At 71.5% G+C, this 15,101-nt stretch carries 11 protein-coding genes; 6 read left to right on the plus strand and 5 right to left on the minus strand.

Annotated features, from left to right (window positions below):
* Positions 1-110 precede the first annotated feature (110 nt).
* Positions 111-1,514: a serine hydrolase domain-containing protein gene (locus OG871_RS33080; RefSeq protein ID WP_371501837.1), complete on the minus strand. Its 1,404-nt coding sequence runs from the start codon at positions 1,512-1,514 to the stop codon at positions 111-113.
* A gap of 392 nt (positions 1,515-1,906) precedes the next feature.
* Between OG871_RS33080 and OG871_RS33085 the strand changes: the two genes are divergently transcribed.
* The 4 genes from OG871_RS33085 (at position 1,907) to OG871_RS33100 (ending at position 6,791) form a co-directional block, all read left to right on the plus strand.
* Positions 1,907-2,749, plus strand: coding sequence for a nitrilase-related carbon-nitrogen hydrolase (locus OG871_RS33085; protein ID WP_371501838.1), 843 nt, complete (start codon positions 1,907-1,909; stop codon positions 2,747-2,749).
* 11 nt (positions 2,750-2,760) lie between these two features.
* Positions 2,761-4,161, plus strand: a complete 1,401-nt coding sequence (hydA, locus tag OG871_RS33090; RefSeq protein ID WP_371501840.1) for a dihydropyrimidinase — start codon at positions 2,761-2,763, stop codon at positions 4,159-4,161.
* Between the two features lie 19 nt (positions 4,162-4,180).
* A complete protein-coding gene (locus OG871_RS33095; RefSeq protein WP_371501842.1) occupies positions 4,181-5,197 on the plus strand; it encodes a TIGR03842 family LLM class F420-dependent oxidoreductase in 1,017 nt (338 codons plus the stop codon).
* A gap of 73 nt (positions 5,198-5,270) precedes the next feature.
* Positions 5,271-6,791, plus strand: coding sequence for an NCS1 family nucleobase:cation symporter-1 (locus OG871_RS33100; protein ID WP_371501844.1), 1,521 nt, complete (start codon positions 5,271-5,273; stop codon positions 6,789-6,791).
* A 16-nt stretch (positions 6,792-6,807) separates the two neighbouring features.
* On the opposite strand, the gene OG871_RS33105 is transcribed toward OG871_RS33100, so the two are convergent.
* The 4 genes from OG871_RS33105 to OG871_RS33120 all read right to left on the minus strand — a co-directional run bounded on the left by OG871_RS33105 (position 6,808) and on the right by OG871_RS33120 (position 13,689).
* The gene (locus OG871_RS33105; protein WP_371501845.1) at positions 6,808-7,950 is read right to left on the minus strand and encodes a substrate-binding domain-containing protein; all 1,143 of its coding nucleotides are present in this window, start codon (positions 7,948-7,950) and stop codon (positions 6,808-6,810) included.
* Positions 7,947-9,023, minus strand: coding sequence for an ABC transporter permease (locus OG871_RS33110; RefSeq protein WP_371501847.1), 1,077 nt, complete (start codon positions 9,021-9,023; stop codon positions 7,947-7,949). Before OG871_RS33110 ends, OG871_RS33105 begins: the two co-directional genes overlap by 4 nt.
* The gene (locus tag OG871_RS33115; protein WP_371501849.1) at positions 9,020-10,582 is read right to left on the minus strand and encodes a sugar ABC transporter ATP-binding protein; all 1,563 of its coding nucleotides are present in this window, start codon (positions 10,580-10,582) and stop codon (positions 9,020-9,022) included. Before OG871_RS33115 ends, OG871_RS33110 begins: the two co-directional genes overlap by 4 nt.
* Before the next feature lie 179 nt (positions 10,583-10,761).
* On the minus strand, positions 10,762-13,689 hold the full coding sequence (locus OG871_RS33120) for a SpoIIE family protein phosphatase (protein WP_371501850.1): 2,928 nt from the start codon (positions 13,687-13,689) through the stop codon (positions 10,762-10,764).
* Positions 13,690-13,969: 280 nt separating this feature from the next.
* On the opposite strand from OG871_RS33120, the gene OG871_RS33125 reads away from it, so the two are divergent.
* Both OG871_RS33125 and OG871_RS33130 read left to right on the plus strand, forming a co-directional pair.
* Entirely contained in the window at positions 13,970-14,854 is an 885-nt protein-coding gene (locus OG871_RS33125) for a cyclase family protein (RefSeq protein WP_371501851.1), read from the plus strand.
* A 64-nt stretch (positions 14,855-14,918) separates the two neighbouring features.
* Positions 14,919-15,101 (plus strand): hypothetical protein, encoded by a 183-nt coding sequence (locus OG871_RS33130; protein WP_371501853.1) that lies wholly within the window; start codon positions 14,919-14,921, stop codon positions 15,099-15,101.

Here is a 15,101-nt window from a genome sequence, read left to right on the forward strand (position 1 = left end):
AGGGTCACCGGCCTATCTTGCCTGCTCGGGATCACCCCGGGCAAAGGCGTGTACGGCGGGCACCGGGCGCCGCCCCCGCCGGGGGCGGCGCCCGGCGGGCCCGGACCGGCTCAGAACGCCTGCCAGCCCTTCGGGTCGACGCCGCCCGGCACCGCGTCGGCGGGCCCGTACGGCTCCCGCGTCAGCACGAACGAGCCCAGGTCCAGGTGCCCGACCGAGCCGTCGGGCGCCCGGACCACCCGCAGGCTCTCGCCGGCGTAGTACCCGTCCAGGCCGGTCCAGCTGCCGTCCGCCTCGGCCCGGAACCGCGAGACCCGGCCGCCCGGCGGGCCCAGCGGCGCGAGCTCCAGCGCCCGTCCGTCCCGCAGCCGCAGCGCGAAGGCCTGGGCTCCCCAGTACCAGGGCCCGGTCAGGGCCAGCAGCGCCTGGTCCAGGTCGGCCAGCGGGCGCCAGGGCCGGGGCAGCCGGGGTTCGTGCTCGGCCACGATCCGGACCAGGTCCGCGGCGACCGTCGCGGGGCTCGGCGTGCCCGAGGTCGAGTTGGCGAGCGCGACCCCCGCGACCCCCTCGCTCTCGCAGACCCACAGGCCGGCCCGGAAGCCCGGCATCGAGCCGGTGTGCCCGTACAGCAGCCGGCCGTCGTGGCGCAGCAACTGGAGGCCGAGGCCGTAGCCGGCCGACCAGTCCTCGCCCTCCGGGACGGCCGCGGGCCGGCGCATCTCGGCGAGCGTCTGCGGCGCCAGCACCTTCCCGTCGCCGGCGGCCAGGAACGCGGCCCAGCGGGCCAGGTCGGCCGCCGTGGACCAGAGCTGACCGGCCGCTGCCATCCGGCCGGTGTCGGTCAGCGGCTCGGGCAGCATGGCGTCCGCCCACGGGTGGACGGCGAAGCCACCCGCGTGCGGGGCCTCGGGCAGCAGCGTGGTGCGGGTCATACCGAGGGGCTCCAGCACCTCCCGGCGCAGCACCTGCCCCCACTCCTCGCCGCGCAGCCGTTCCACCAGCGCGCCCAGCAGCGCGTAGCCGGGATTCGAGTAGTGGAAGCGCCGCCCGGCGGGGTGCCGCAGCGGCTGTCCGTGCAGCACGTCGGCCAGCTCCGGGCGCAGCGCGCCGTCGGTCCGTTCCCACCAGGGCCCGGGAGTCTCGGCGGCCAGGCCCGAGGTGTGCGAGAGCAGTTGGGCCACGGTCGCCGCGCCGGCCACGGTCCCCGGCAGATGGCGCTCGATCGGGTCGGCCAGGTCGAGCAGCCCCTCGTCGCGCAGCCTGAGCACCAGCACGGCGGCGAAGGTCTTGGTGAGGGAGCCGATCCGGTACTGCACGTCGTCGGTGGGGGCGTGGCCGTCCAGCATGCTCCGGGCGCCTGCCCAGACCGGCCGGCCGTCCCGCACCACGGCGCCCAGCATCGACGGCGTACGGCCCTCGGCCTGCGCGGTGGCGAGGCGGTGCAGCAGGGCGCGGCGGGTGCCGGGCAGCAGCTCCCGGTCGGGCTGGTCGAGCTGGTCGGGCTGGTCGGGCATGCGGATCCCCCGGGTCGGTCGGCTGCGGCCCCGGTCCCGGGGCGGGCGACGCCAACCTAGCGCGGTCACCGGCGCGGTTCACCGGGTTTGTGCCACGCTCCGCCGCCGGGCCCTGGGGTGGACGCCGCCGTCCGCCCGCCGCACACCCGTGGGCCTGGTGCTCGGCGGTGTCGCCGATCTGGCCGGGACGGTGACGGCTCCTTTTCCCTGCCGGAATGTCACGGAAACCCCGTCGCCATGGATATCCGCTAGGGAAAGTCCGATGATCCGGTGGACACCCTTTCGCCGCGCAACGAATTGGCCCGCGTGGCGTTACAGCGTGGCACTGCACAGGACGCCCGGGAACTTCTACGCTCGACGGTCTACAGCGCCTTCGTCGAAGGAGAAGACCGATGAGTCGAGTGGTGCGCGCCGCCCTGTTCCAGACCGCGTGGACGGGTGACAAGGAGACGATGATCGCGGCCCACGAGCGGGCCGCCCGGGCGGCGGCCGCCGACGGAGCGCAGATCATCGGCTTCCAGGAGGTCTTCAACGCCCCGTACTTCTGCCAGGTGCAGGAGCCGGAGCACTACGCCTGGGCGGAGCCGGTACCGGACGGGCCGACCGTCCGGCGGATGCAGAGCCTGGCCCGGGAACTGGGCATGGTGATCGTCGTACCGGTGTACGAGATCGAGCAGTCCGGTTTCTACTACAACACCGCCGCCGTGATCGACGCCGACGGGTCGTACCTCGGCAAATACCGCAAGCACCACATCCCGCAGGTGAAGGGATTCTGGGAAAAGTACTACTTCAAGCCCGGAAACCTCGGCTGGCCGGTCTTCGACACCGCCGTCGGCAAGGTCGGCGTCTACATCTGCTACGACCGGCACTTCCCCGAGGGCTGGCGCGCCCTCGGCCTGGCCGGCGCCGAGATCGTCTACAACCCCTCGGCCACCAGCCGCGGCCTGTCCGCCTACCTGTGGCAGTTGGAGCAGCCGGCCGCCGCCGTCGCCAACGAGTACTACATCGCCGCGATCAACCGGGTCGGCGTCGAGGAGTACGGGGACAACGACTTCTACGGCACCTCCTACTTCGTCGACCCGCGCGGGCAGTTCGTCGGCGAGCCGGCCTCCGACAAGGACGAGGAACTGGTCGTCCGCGACCTCGACCTCGACCGGATCGAGGAGGTCCGCCAGCAGTGGGCCTTCTACCGCGACCGCCGCCCCGACGCCTACGGCCCGCTCACCGGAGCCTGAGAGGAACCGCCATGACCCGTACCGTGATCCACGGCGGCCTGGTGGTCACCGCCGCCGAGGAACTGCGCGCCGACGTGCTGATCGAGGGCGAGCAGGTGGTCGCGCTCGCCGCCACCGGCAGCTCCGTCGCCGACGGCTGGACGGCCGACCGCACCATCGACGCCACCGGGATGTACGTCATCCCGGGCGGCGTCGACGCGCACACCCACATGGAGCTGCCGTTCGGCGGCACCGCCGCCTCCGACACCTTCGAGACCGGCACCCGGGCCGCGGCCTGGGGCGGCACCACCACCATCGTCGACTTCGCCGTCCAGTCCGTCGGTGCCCCCCTGCGGGCCGGCCTGGACACCTGGCACGACAAGGCCGAGGGCCGCTGCTCGATCGACTACGCGTTCCACATGATCATGTCCGACGTCAACGAGTCCACCCTGAAGGAGATGGACCTGCTCGTCGAGGAGGGCATCACCTCCTTCAAGCTCTTCATGGCCTACCCCGGCGTCTTCTACAGCGACGACGGCCGCATCCTGCGCGCCATGCAGCGCGGCGCCGACAACGGCGGCCTGATCATGATGCACGCCGAGAACGGCATCGCCATCGACGTCCTGGTCGAACAGGCGCTGGCCGCCGGTAAGACCGACCCCCGCTACCACGGCGAGGTCCGCCGCGAACTGCTGGAGGCCGAGGCCACCCACCGTGCCATCAAGCTCGCCCAGGTGGCCGGCTCCCCGCTGTACGTCGTCCACGTCTCCGCCGCCTCGGCCGTCGCCGAACTCGCCGCCGCCCGCGGCCAGGGCCTCCCGGTCTTCGGCGAGACCTGCCCGCAGTACCTGTTCCTGTCCACCGACAACCTGGCCGAACCGGACTTCGAGGGCGCCAAGTACGTCTGCTCGACCCCGCTGCGCCCGCGCGAGCACCAGGCGGCACTCTGGCGCGGCCTGCGCACCGACGACCTCCAGGTGGTCTCCACCGACCACTGCCCGTTCTGCTTCGTCGGCCAGAAGGAGCTCGGCCGCGGCGACTTCTCCAAGATCCCCAACGGCCTGCCCGGCGTCGAGAACCGGATGGACCTGCTCCACCAGGCCGTGGTCGACGGACACCTCACCCGCCGCCGCTGGATCGAGATCGCCTGCGCCGCCCCCGCCCGGATGTTCGGCCTCTACCCCCGCAAGGGGACCATCGCCCCCGGCGCCGACGCCGACGTGGTCGTCTACGACCCCACCGCCCGCCAGACCATCTCCGCGGCCACCCACCACATGAACGTCGACTACTCGGCGTACGAGGGCCGCGAGATCACCGGGAAGGTCCGGACCGTGCTCTCCCGGGGCACCGTCGTGCTGGACGGCGACGCCTGGCTCGGCCGGGTCGGCCACGGCCGCTTCCAGCCCCGCGCCACCTGCCAATACCTCAGCTGACAACCCCAGGAGGAGAAGAGTGGACATCGGCCTTGTCCTTCAGACGGACCCGCCCGCACGGCTGCTGATCGACCGGATGAAGCGCGCCGAGGCGGCCGGCTTCACCCACGGCTGGACCTTCGACTCGGCGGTGCTCTGGCAGGAGCCCTTCGTCATCTACAGCCGCATCCTCGCCGAGACCGAACGGCTCACCGTCGGCCCGATGGTGACCAACCCTTCCACCCGTACCTGGGAGGTGACCGCCTCCCTGTTCGCCACCCTCAACGACATGTACGGCAACCGCACCGTCTGCGGCATCGGCCGCGGCGACTCCGCGATGCGGGTGGCCGGCCGCAGCCCCGCCACCCTGGCCCGGCTCAGCCAGGCGATGCACGCCATCAAGGAACTCGCCGAGGGGCGCACGGTCGAGGTCGACGGCACCGACATGCACATCCCCTGGATCCGCCCCGGCGCCTCGCTGCCGATCTGGATGGGCGCGTACGGGCCCAAGGCGCTCGCCCTGACCGGCCGCCAGGCCGACGGCTTCATCCTGCAGCTCGCCGACCCGTTCCTGACGGAGTGGATGGTCAAGGCCGTCCGCGCCGCCGCCGCCGAGGCCGGCCGCGACCCGGCGAAGGTCACCATCTGCGTCGCCGCCCCCGCGTACGTCACCGCCGACGACTCGCCGCAGGCCCTCGCCCACGCCCGCGAACAGTGCCGCTGGTTCGGCGGCATGGTCGGCAACCACGTCGCCGACCTGGTCTCCCGCTACGGCGAGCACTCCGGCATGGTCCCCGAGGAGCTCACCGCCTACATCAAGGAGCGCCACGGCTACGACTACAGCCACCACGGCCGCGCCGGAAACCCCGACACCACCTTCGTCCCCGACGACATCGTGGACCGCTTCTGCCTGATCGGCCCGGCCGAGGCCCAGCGCGCCAAGCTCGCCCACCTGCGCGAGCTGGGCGTCGACCACTTCGCCGTCTACGCCATGCACGACGCGGTGGAGAGCACCATCGACGCCTACGGCGAGCAGATCATCCCGACCCTGCCCTGATCCCCGACTTCCTCCCCGGCGGCCACCCCCACGGTGGGGTGGCCGCCACCCCCACACCCGGAGGCGGCCACCCATGTCCATCGCCCAGACCACCCACCCCGACGGCAGAGTCGAACTCGCCGCCGGGGCGGACCTCACCGACCCCCGCTTCGCCAGCGCGGACCTCAACCCCGTCCCGGTCGCCCAACGGCGCTGGACCACCTACAACTTCCTCGCGCTCTGGGTGGGCATGGCCCACAACATCCCGTCCTGGACGCTGGCCTCGGGGCTGGTCGCGCTCGGCATGGACTGGAAACAGGCCGTCCTCACCATCGCGCTGGGCAACCTCGTGGTGCTGATACCGATGCTGCTCACGGGGCACGCCGGCACCAAGTACGGCATCCCGTTCCCGGTGTTCGCCCGGGCCTCGTTCGGGCTGCGCGGGGCCAACCTGCCGGCGATGCTGCGGGCGGCGGTGGCCTGCGCCTGGTTCGGCATCCAGACCTGGATCGGCGGCGAGGGGATCTTCCTGCTCGCCGGGAAGCTGTTCGGCCCGTGGTGGCAGGACGCCGCCGAGGTCGGTGGCGCACCCTGGACGCAGTGGCTGGCGTTCGGCGTCTTCTGGGTGATCGAGATGGCCATCATCGCGCGGGGCATGGAGACCCTGCGACGGTTCGAGAACTGGGCCGCGCCGTTCGTGATCGTCGGTGCGCTCGGCCTGCTGGCCTGGATCACGGTCAAGGCGGGCGGGTTCGGGCCGCTGCTGGACCAGCCCTCCAAGCTCGGCTGGGGCAGCGAGTTCTGGAAGGTCTTCTTCCCGGCGCTGATGGGCATGATCGGCTTCTGGTCGACACTCGCCCTCAACATCCCCGACTTCACCCGCTTCGGCGGCAGCCAGAAGGCCCAGATCCGCGGCCAGGCCCTCGGCCTGCCCACCACCATGACGCTGTTCGCACTTCTCTCGGTCCTGGTCACCTCCGGCTCGCAGGCCGTGTACGGCGAACCGATCTGGGACCCGATCGCGCTCGCCGCCAAGATGGACAGCGTCGCCGGCACGCTGTTCGCGCTGCTGGTGGTGCTGGTCGCCACCCTGTCCGTGAACATCGCCGCCAACGTCGTCAGCCCGGCGTACGACCTCGCCCACCTGCTGCCGCGCTTCGTCAACTTCCGTACCGGAGCGTTCATCACCGGCATCGTCGGCGTCGCCATCATGCCGTGGAAGCTGATCGCCGACCCGCACGTCTACATCTTCACCTGGCTGGGCGTGGTCGGCGGCCTGCTCGGCACCGTCGCCGGCGTCCTCATCGCCGACTACTGGCTGCTGCGCCGCACCCACCTCGACCTGGCCGACCTCTACCGCCCCGGCGGCCGCTACTGGTACGCCGGCGGCTGGAACTGGCGCGCCGTCACGGCCCTGACGGTGGGCGGCGTCCTCGCCGTCGGCGGCTCCTACTCCACCGTCGACGCCAATGGCACCGCACAGGGCCCCTTCCCTGCCGACGGCATCATCCCCTTCCTCAAACCCCTCGCCGACTACGGCTGGGCCGTCGGCCTCGCCTCCGCCCTCCTCCTCTACACGCTCCTCAGCCTCGACACCCGCACCAGGCAGTTCTGAATTCCGGAACCCACGCCTATCTGCCCCAGATGCTCCGGTACGCCTCGCGGTAGCCCGGCGGGTCCCAGGCCGTGGCCCCACGGCTATTGGCGGCTGTGGCGATGTGGACCGGTGCGACGTATCCGCTGGCGGAGTCGCCGGAGAAGGCACGGTTGAACTCGTCGACGATCTGCCAGCCCTGCTCGGAGAGTGGCTCGGGAACGGTGGCGGCCTGGAACTGCCTGCTGTTGATGCGCTGGAAGGCCGAGGGGTCGCCGTCGCCCGCACCGATGTTGAACGGGGGGCCGTCGCCTTGCTTGCCGGCCGCGCGCAGGGCCGGTGCGGCATCGGCGAAGTACAGGTCGTTGATGGCGACGGAGTGCGTCCACTGGCCCTGGAAGCGGGCGAGAAGGGAGGAGACCGCCTGAGGAGTGCGACTGCTGGCGTCCGGGATCGGGATGTTCTCGGAGGCCAGCAGGTTCACGCTGGGGCAGGTGGCGAGTTCGCTTTTGATCAGGTCGGACTTGTTCTTGGCGAACGGGATCGAATCGTCGGTGAAAACGACGACTCCGGCACTGCCGTCGGATTCCGCGATGATCCAGTCCGCGCTGATCTTCGCGACGTCCCCGACGTTGGTGGTGATGTTGCTGAAGAGCAGGGGGTTCTCGCTGGGGCCGGAGGAGGCGACCGCGTGCCAGCCGATGAGCGGGATGTGCGCCGCGTTGGCCTGCGCGACCTGCTGCGCTGTCAGAGCCGGGTCGAAGCCGCCGATGACGACGCCCGAGGGCTTGAGGTCGATCGCCTGACCGAGTGCCGCCTGGATGCCTGTGGGCGTGCCTTGTCCGTCGATCACCCGGACGCTCCAGCCGATGACCTTCGCGGCTTCGATGACGCCCTGCGCGGCCCCTGCCACGCCGGGGTTGGTCATGGTCTGGGCGACATAGACGATGGTCTTGCCGGAAGTCGCCGTGGGGCCGCTGGTGGGGCCGTTCCAGGGGGCGTCGGCCTTCTCCGCCTGCCGGACGTTCCCCTCGGCCTTGGCGAGGGTGTCCGGGCAACCGGCCGTCGACGGCCCCGCGAAGGCGGACCCGGTGCTGGTCGACGAGCCGCGCTCGCAGCCGACCACGACGGTGACGGATGCTGCCAGCAGAGCTGCGACTCCGAGGGCGGTGCGGCTCATGGCGTGTCCTGGGGAGGAGGGCCGTCCGTCGGCGGCGCGGCCGACGGCTTCGCGAGTGAACGGCGGGGTTCGGTGGCGCCGACGCGTAGTCGGCGGCGTGCGGAGTAGCCGGCCAGGCCGACGGCGAGGAGCAGGGTCGCGCCGTTGAACAGCGGGATGACCCAGAATGCGGCGCCGAGCTGGCCGATACCGGCCAGGCCGACGGCGAGGACGGCGACGGCGACGACGGTACCCAGGGCGTTGGCCCGTCCGGGCTTGATCGTCGTGGAGCCGAGCAGCGCGCCGACGAAGGCGGGCAGGAGGTAGTCGATGCCGACGCTCGGGTTGCCGATCTGCTGTTGCGCGGCGAGCAGGACACCGGCGAACCCGACGACCAGGCCCGATCCGGCGAAGGCGTGGACACTATATCGGCGGGTGGGGATGCCGACGAGTTCGGCGGCGCGGGTGTTGGAGCCGATGACGTACATGTACCGGCCGAGTGGCAGCCGCTCCAGCAGCAGCCACAGGACGACGGTGAGAGCGAGCACGTAGTACGCGGAGACCGGAAGGCCGAGGAACTTGGAGTCGTAGAGGTCGGTGAAGGCAGCCGGCAGGCCGCCCGCACCGGGGACGATCCGAGCGCCGCCGGTGATCCAGCCGGTGAAGGCGTACAGGATGCTGCCGGTGCCGAGCGTGGCGATGAAGGAGTCGATCCGCCCGAACTCGACGATGACACCGTTGAGGGTCCCGAAGGCCGCTCCGCCGAGGACCACCACGAGGCAGGCGAGGGGCCAGGGCCAGCCACCGTCGACGATGAGCTGCAGCACCACGACGTGGGCCAGGCCGAGACCGAAGCCGATGGACAGGTCGAACTTGCCGGTGACGATGGGGATCGTCGCGCCGAGCGCGAGGATTGCGGGGATCGACTGGTTGGACAGGATCGAAGAGATGTTGTCGAGGGTGGGAAAGGTGTTCGGCAGGGCGAGCGAGAAGATCAGGAACAGCAGGCCAGTGAGGGCCAGCAGGCCGTAGGTGCCGACGAGGTGCCCGCCCAGGCGGCCCGGCCGGGACCGGCGGGAGGGGGGTGTGGTCATCGGTCCGTCGCACTTCGGTCGGTGTCACCGCCGGTGACGCCAGGCATGGCCGACGCGGCGCGGGTGAGTTCGGTGACGGTGAGGGCCTCGCCGGTCAGCTCGGCTGTCACGCTCCCACGGACGAACACCAGGGCGCGGTGGCACACGGTGGCGACCTCCTCGAAGTCGGTGGAGACGAGCAGCGCCGCGAGGCCGGCGGCCAGCGCCTCGTCGAGCAGCCGGTAGATCTCGGCTTTGGCGCCGACGTCCACGCTGGCGGTCGGCTCCTCGAGGATCAACAGCCGCCGCTCCACCCCGAGCCACCGGCCGATCATGACCTTCTGCTGATTCCCGCCGGACAGGGTGGCGATCGGCGCCTCGCTGTCGCGGGGGTGCACCGAGAACCGCTCGATCAGGGCGGTGGCCTCGGTGCGCTCGCGTCGAGGGCTGATCCAGTGCAGCGCCGGCAGACCGCCTGCCCTGGGGTTGGCCAGGAAGTTCTCACGTACCGTCAGTTCCTGGGCGCAGCCCTCATCCTGACGATTTCCGGTCACGAGACCGACGCCCGAGGCGACCGCCGAGGCGACCGTGTGCGGGGTGTACGGCCGGCCGTGGAGCAGGGCCCGCCCGGCGAGGATCGGCCGGGAGCCGGCGAGCGCGCGGCCCAGGTCGAGGTGGCCTGCGCCGGTGAGGCCCACCATGGCGAGGATCTCGCCGGCCTGCAGCTCCAGGCTCACCGGTCCGGCGTTCTCGGCCCGAACGCCGTCGAGGCTCAGCACGGCCGGCCCGTCGGCGGGGCTGGCGGGCCGCCGTCCGTTCGGGCGACCGGTCGGTTCGCGGCCCGCGATGTCGCGCACCAGGTCCCCGGGGCTGTGGCCGGCGAGCGGGCCGGAGCTGGAGAGGCGGCCGTCGCGCAGGACGGCGAAGGTGTCGGCGACCTCGTACACCTCGTCGAGTCGGTGGGTGACGTAGACGATGCCGTGCCCTCGGCCGCGCAGGGTGTGCAGCACGTCGAAGAGCCGGGCGCAGTCCGCTGCGGGGAGGCTGGCGGTCGGCTCGTCCAGGACGATGAGCTCCGCCCGCGTCGCGGTGGCGCGGGCGATGGCGACCAGCGAGCGCTCGGCGGGGGCGAGGTCGGCGATTCGCGTATCGGCGTCAAGATGTCCGGCGACCGTCCTGAGAGCCTCGGCGCAGCGCTCCCGGGCCTGCCGCCAGGAGATCAGCCCGCGACGGCGCGGGTAACCGGTGACCAGTGCGATGTTCTCAGCGACCGTCATCCACTCGACGAGACCGAGATCCTGATGGATGAAGGACATGCCCCGGGAGGCGGCGTCGGTGCCGAGCGGGTGCCCGGCCACCGTCACCTCACCCTCGTCTGCGTGGTAGATCCCGGCGAGTGTCTTGATGAGGGTGGACTTTCCGGCGCCGTTCGGACCGAGAAGGGCCAGGATGCTGCCGCTGTGGATGTCGAGGTCGACACCGGCCAGCGCGAGAGTGCCGCCGAACCGCTTGCTCAGACCGCGGATGCGGACGAGCGGGCGCGCTGGTGAGCCCACTGACGTGTCGGGAGCGTCATGCATGGACCTCTCCAGGGATTGGCCACCGAGTCCTTCCCGACCTGCGGGGGGAGCACTACTGGGCGCCCGGCGGTGCGATTTCTCCGCATTGCGCCTTCTCGCGGTGCACCGTTCGTACCATCCGAGCCGGGCCGCCGCATTTCTGACACGCTACGGCCCTTTGATTCTCGAAAGGTGAGGTATTAGATGGCAGGAATATCCTCCAGATAACTCCCGGATATGCCGGTGACACGGTCAGGCGCCTCCAGGGCGCACTCGGCCCAGATGGCCTTGCCGCGGGCGTTGTAGCGCGTGCCCCAGGCCTGGGCGAGCTGCGCGACGAGGAACAGGCCGCGGCCACCCTCGTCGGTGGTGGCCGCGTGGCGCAGGTGCGGGGCGGTGCTGCTGGCGTCGGAGACCTCGCAGATCAGGGTGCGATCGTGGATCAGGCGTACCTGGATGGGCTCGGTGCCGTAGCGGATGGCGTTGGTGACCAGTTCGCTGAGCACCAGTTCGGTGGCGAACGCGACCTCGTCCAGCCCCCAGTCGCTCAGCTTTCGGGAGGCGGCGGCGCGCACGTCGGAGACGCGGGCCGGGTCGGCGGGCAGGTCCCAGGTGGCGATCCGGTGGGGGTGCAGGGCGTGGGTGCGGGCGACGAGCAGCGTGACGTCGTCGACGGGGTGGTCGGGCACCACGGCGTCCATGACCGCGCGGCAGGTGTCCTCGGGCGAGCGGTCCGGGTGGGCCAGGCTGCGGCACAGCTGATCGAGGGCCGTGTCGATGTCGCGCTCGCGGTCCTCGATGAGACCGTCGGAGTAGAGGACCAGCTGGCTGCCCTCGGGAAGGTGGAGCTCGGCGGTTTCGAAGGGGAGGCCGCCCAGGCCGAGCGGGGGCCCGGCGGGCAGGTCGGCGAGGGCAGCCGTGCCGTCGGGGCGGACCACAGCGGGCGGGGGGTGGCCGGCGCGGGCCACTGTGCAGCGCTGCGAGGTCGGGTCGTAGACGGCGTACAGGCAGGTGGCGCCGATGATGCCGGTGCTGCCGGCGACGGGCCCCTCGCTGCTCTCCTCCGCGTCGAGGCGCCCCACGAGATTGTCCAGGTGGGTGAGGAGTTCGTCGGGGGAGAGGTCCAGTTCGGAGAAGTTGTGTACGGCGGTGCGCAGGCGGCCCATGGTGGCGGCGGCGTGCAGTCCGTGGCCGACGACATCGCCGACGACCAGGGCGACGCGGGCGCCGGACAGGGGGATGACGTCGAACCAGTCTCCGCCCACGCCGGACTCGGCGGGCAGATAGCGGTGGGCGACCTCGACGGCGTTCTGCTCGGGCAGGCCGCGCGGGAGCAGGCTGCGCTGCAGAGCCAGGACCATGGCGTGTTCGCGGGTGTACCGGCGGGCGTTGTCGATGCAGATGGCGGCGCGGGTGGCGAGCTCCTGGGCCAGCGAGCGGTCGTCGTCCCCGAAGGGGGCGGGGTCCTGCGAGCGGTAGAAGCTGGCGATGCCCAGCACGACGCCGCGCGCGAGCAGGGGGACCGTGATGAGGGAGTGGAGGTCGTGCGCGAGGAGGCGCTCGGTGTGCTCGGGGTCCTGGGAAAGCCAGCCGGCGGCCGTCCTCAGGTCGGGTTCCAGCACCGCCCGCCCGCTGGCCAGGCACCGGAGATGGGGCGTGGTGGGGCGAAGGTCGACCCGCTCGCCGACCGGGTAGAAGGGGTATTCGTCGCGGATACCGTGGACCACCGTGCGGTACAGGTCGTTGCGGGGGTCGGCGGACTCCTCGCCGCGCAGTACGGCCTCGGGCAGGTCGATGGTGACGAAGTCGGCCAGGCGCGGGACGGCCATCTCGGCGAGTTCCTCGGCGGTACGGGTCACGTCCAGGGTGGTGCCGATGCGGGTGCTGGCCTCGGACAGCAGGTCCAGACGGCGGCGTGCCGCGACGGCGTACTTCCCCACTCCCGGTTCGCCCACGAGCAGGAGCCCGGTGGCCACGCCGCCCGCGGTGTCACCGGTGGTGCCGGATGCGCCGGACGGGCCGGTCGTCGTGGCGAATGGACCGGGAACGGCGCCAGGAAGGTGCCGGGGCGGCGTGCCGGCGGAGGTGGTCGAATGCACCGCGAGCCCGAGCGGCGCGCCGACGTGAGCGGGGGCGGCGAGTTGCTGCGGCGAGTCGCCGTGGAGGACCGCCTCGATGGCGACGCCTTCGACCCCGGACGTACTCGTCACCGGACGGCTCAGGAGGGTGACCCGTCGGCCGCGGGACAGGGTCACCTCGACGGCGGCCCGCTGAGCCGAGGAGATCAGCTCGACGGCCTGCTCCGCGAGGATCATCTGATCACTCCGGTCCAGGTCGCTCTGGGCCATCTCGCCCACCGCGATCAGCCGCCCGTTCCCGGTCGCGTCCCCGGTCCGCACGTGGTGTCCGGCATCGAGATAGGCGTGCAGCAAGGAGCGCTCGCGCGCCGAGCTCTGCTCCAGCAGCCGGCGTTCGATGGCAGCGGCCGCCCTGCATATCACGGCGTCCAGCGCAGGGTCCGCGTCGGTGCGCGGAAAGCCGAAGCAGAGGACGCCCTCGATGCGCCCGCTGAGCGGGTCGCGAACGGGAATCGCCGCGCAGGCGCTCGACTGGGAGCGCTCGGCGAAGTGTTCGGCTCCGTAGACGTGACAGAGCTGCCTGTCCGCAAGTGCGAGACCGATACCGTTCGTCCCACCGAACTGCTCGGCGAACACGAAGCCCGGGACGCTCTGGATCGCGGGGAGTCGCTTCACCATGGACATCTCGCCGAAACGACGTTGAAGAACTGTCCCGCACCCGTCGGCGAGGGCCACGTTCATCCGACTGCCCGCGAACCTGGATTCCAGCCGGTCCAGCACGGGTCCGGCAGCCCGGACGAGACGGCCGTCCAGATCCAGATCGTGCCGATACGGGAGGTCGGCCTGGTCCGGTGAGAGCCCCAGCGACCGACAGCGCTGCCACGAGCTCAAGATCGGACCTCTCGCCCCTCCCTCGGCCGATCCGCCCCCGAGGAACCGCTCACGAGCCCGTGCGGGGCCCACGCCCTCCCCATCGGAACCTGCCAGGATGGCCACGGCACACACCTCGATGATTTGCACCCTTTGGGGCAATATTAGGACTTTGTCCATAGTCGGGCGCCTGTCATCCGGTCCCACAGATCGCCGCGGCCGTCCGGCCTCGCGTCCGAGCGGCGCCGGCACCGCTCCTCGCGGAGCGGACGTCCAGGCCTACCGCCTCGGGTGCCGACGCCTCTCGGCTCCCGTCCACCCACTGCGGTGGCAGCACCCCGATCGCCACCGCATCATCGACTGTGCGGGGGAAGCGGGGGCGAGGAGCGCGATGAGTGGTTCTGCCTTCCCACCCGAGCGGCGTGCCGCGGGCCGCACGTCGCCCGCAGGCGGACCGGCGATGACCCACGACGAGTTCGACGCACTCTTCGATCGGCTGCGCCGCGACCGTCTCCCCGCTCCGGTCGAAACGACACGGCGTGTGGCAGCTGCGGGCTTGGTGCGTACCGGTGAGGTCGTCGCCATGGGGCGGCCGTGGGACAGCGTTCCAGGGCCCGACAACCCCAAGCCGGCGCTGCACCAGATGACCGAACTGGCGGACGTCACGGCGCCGGAACCGACCGTACACAAGGACTTCATCGCCTCCGACTACCACGGCAAGGCGCAGACGCACCTGGACGCGCTCTGTCACGTCGCGTACCGCGGACTGCTCTTCGCGGGAGTGCGGGCGCGGAAGGTCCTCTCGTCGCAAGGTGCCTCCTACGGTGCGGTGACCGACCTGCTGCCCGGGCTGGTGGGGCGTGGTGTCCTGCTGGATGTGGCACGCCTGCGCGGCCGTGACTGGCTGGAGCCGGGGGACGCGGTCGGCGGCCCGGAGCTGCTCCGCTGCGCCGAGGAACAGGGCAGCTGGCTCAGGTGCGGGGACGTGCTCCTCGTCCGCACGGGCCACCTTGCCAGACGGCGGCGGCTGGGCGCGTGGGACGCGGACGACCTCAGCGCGGGACTTCATCCCAGCGCGATGTGCGTTCTGAACACGTCGCAGGCCTCTGCGCTGGGCGGCGACGGAGACAGCGACGTGCGTCCGAGCCCCGTCCATGGCGTCCACTCGCCGATCCACGTGCTGGCCATCACCGCCATGGGGCTGCCTCTGATCGACAACATGGACCTGGAGGCCCTGGCCGAGACGTGCGCGCGCACCTCTCGGTGGGAGTTCCTCTTCGTCACGGCGCCCCTGAACATCCCTCGGGGCACCGGTTCCCCGGTCAACCCGCTTGCGGTCTTCTGAGCCCGGACCACCCCGGTTGCCGGTGGTTCTGTATACGTATGCAGAGTGTGGCATACTTAAACGCATGCAGAACTCTACCGAGATGCATCAGAACGAGACCCGCGGAGCCCACCCCTACGCTCCTGCCCGGGCCCCCCGTGCGAACGTCGTTGCCGCTCGCGGCTGCCAGGAGTGCCGCGCCTGGGGCACCGTCGTCACGATCGAGGGCCGCCTCGAACTCTGCCCGGCCTGCCAGGTCCCCGGATGA

It is taken from the genome of Kitasatospora sp. NBC_00374, from assembly GCF_041434935.1.
Classification (GTDB): Bacteria; Actinomycetota; Actinomycetes; order Streptomycetales; family Streptomycetaceae; genus Kitasatospora.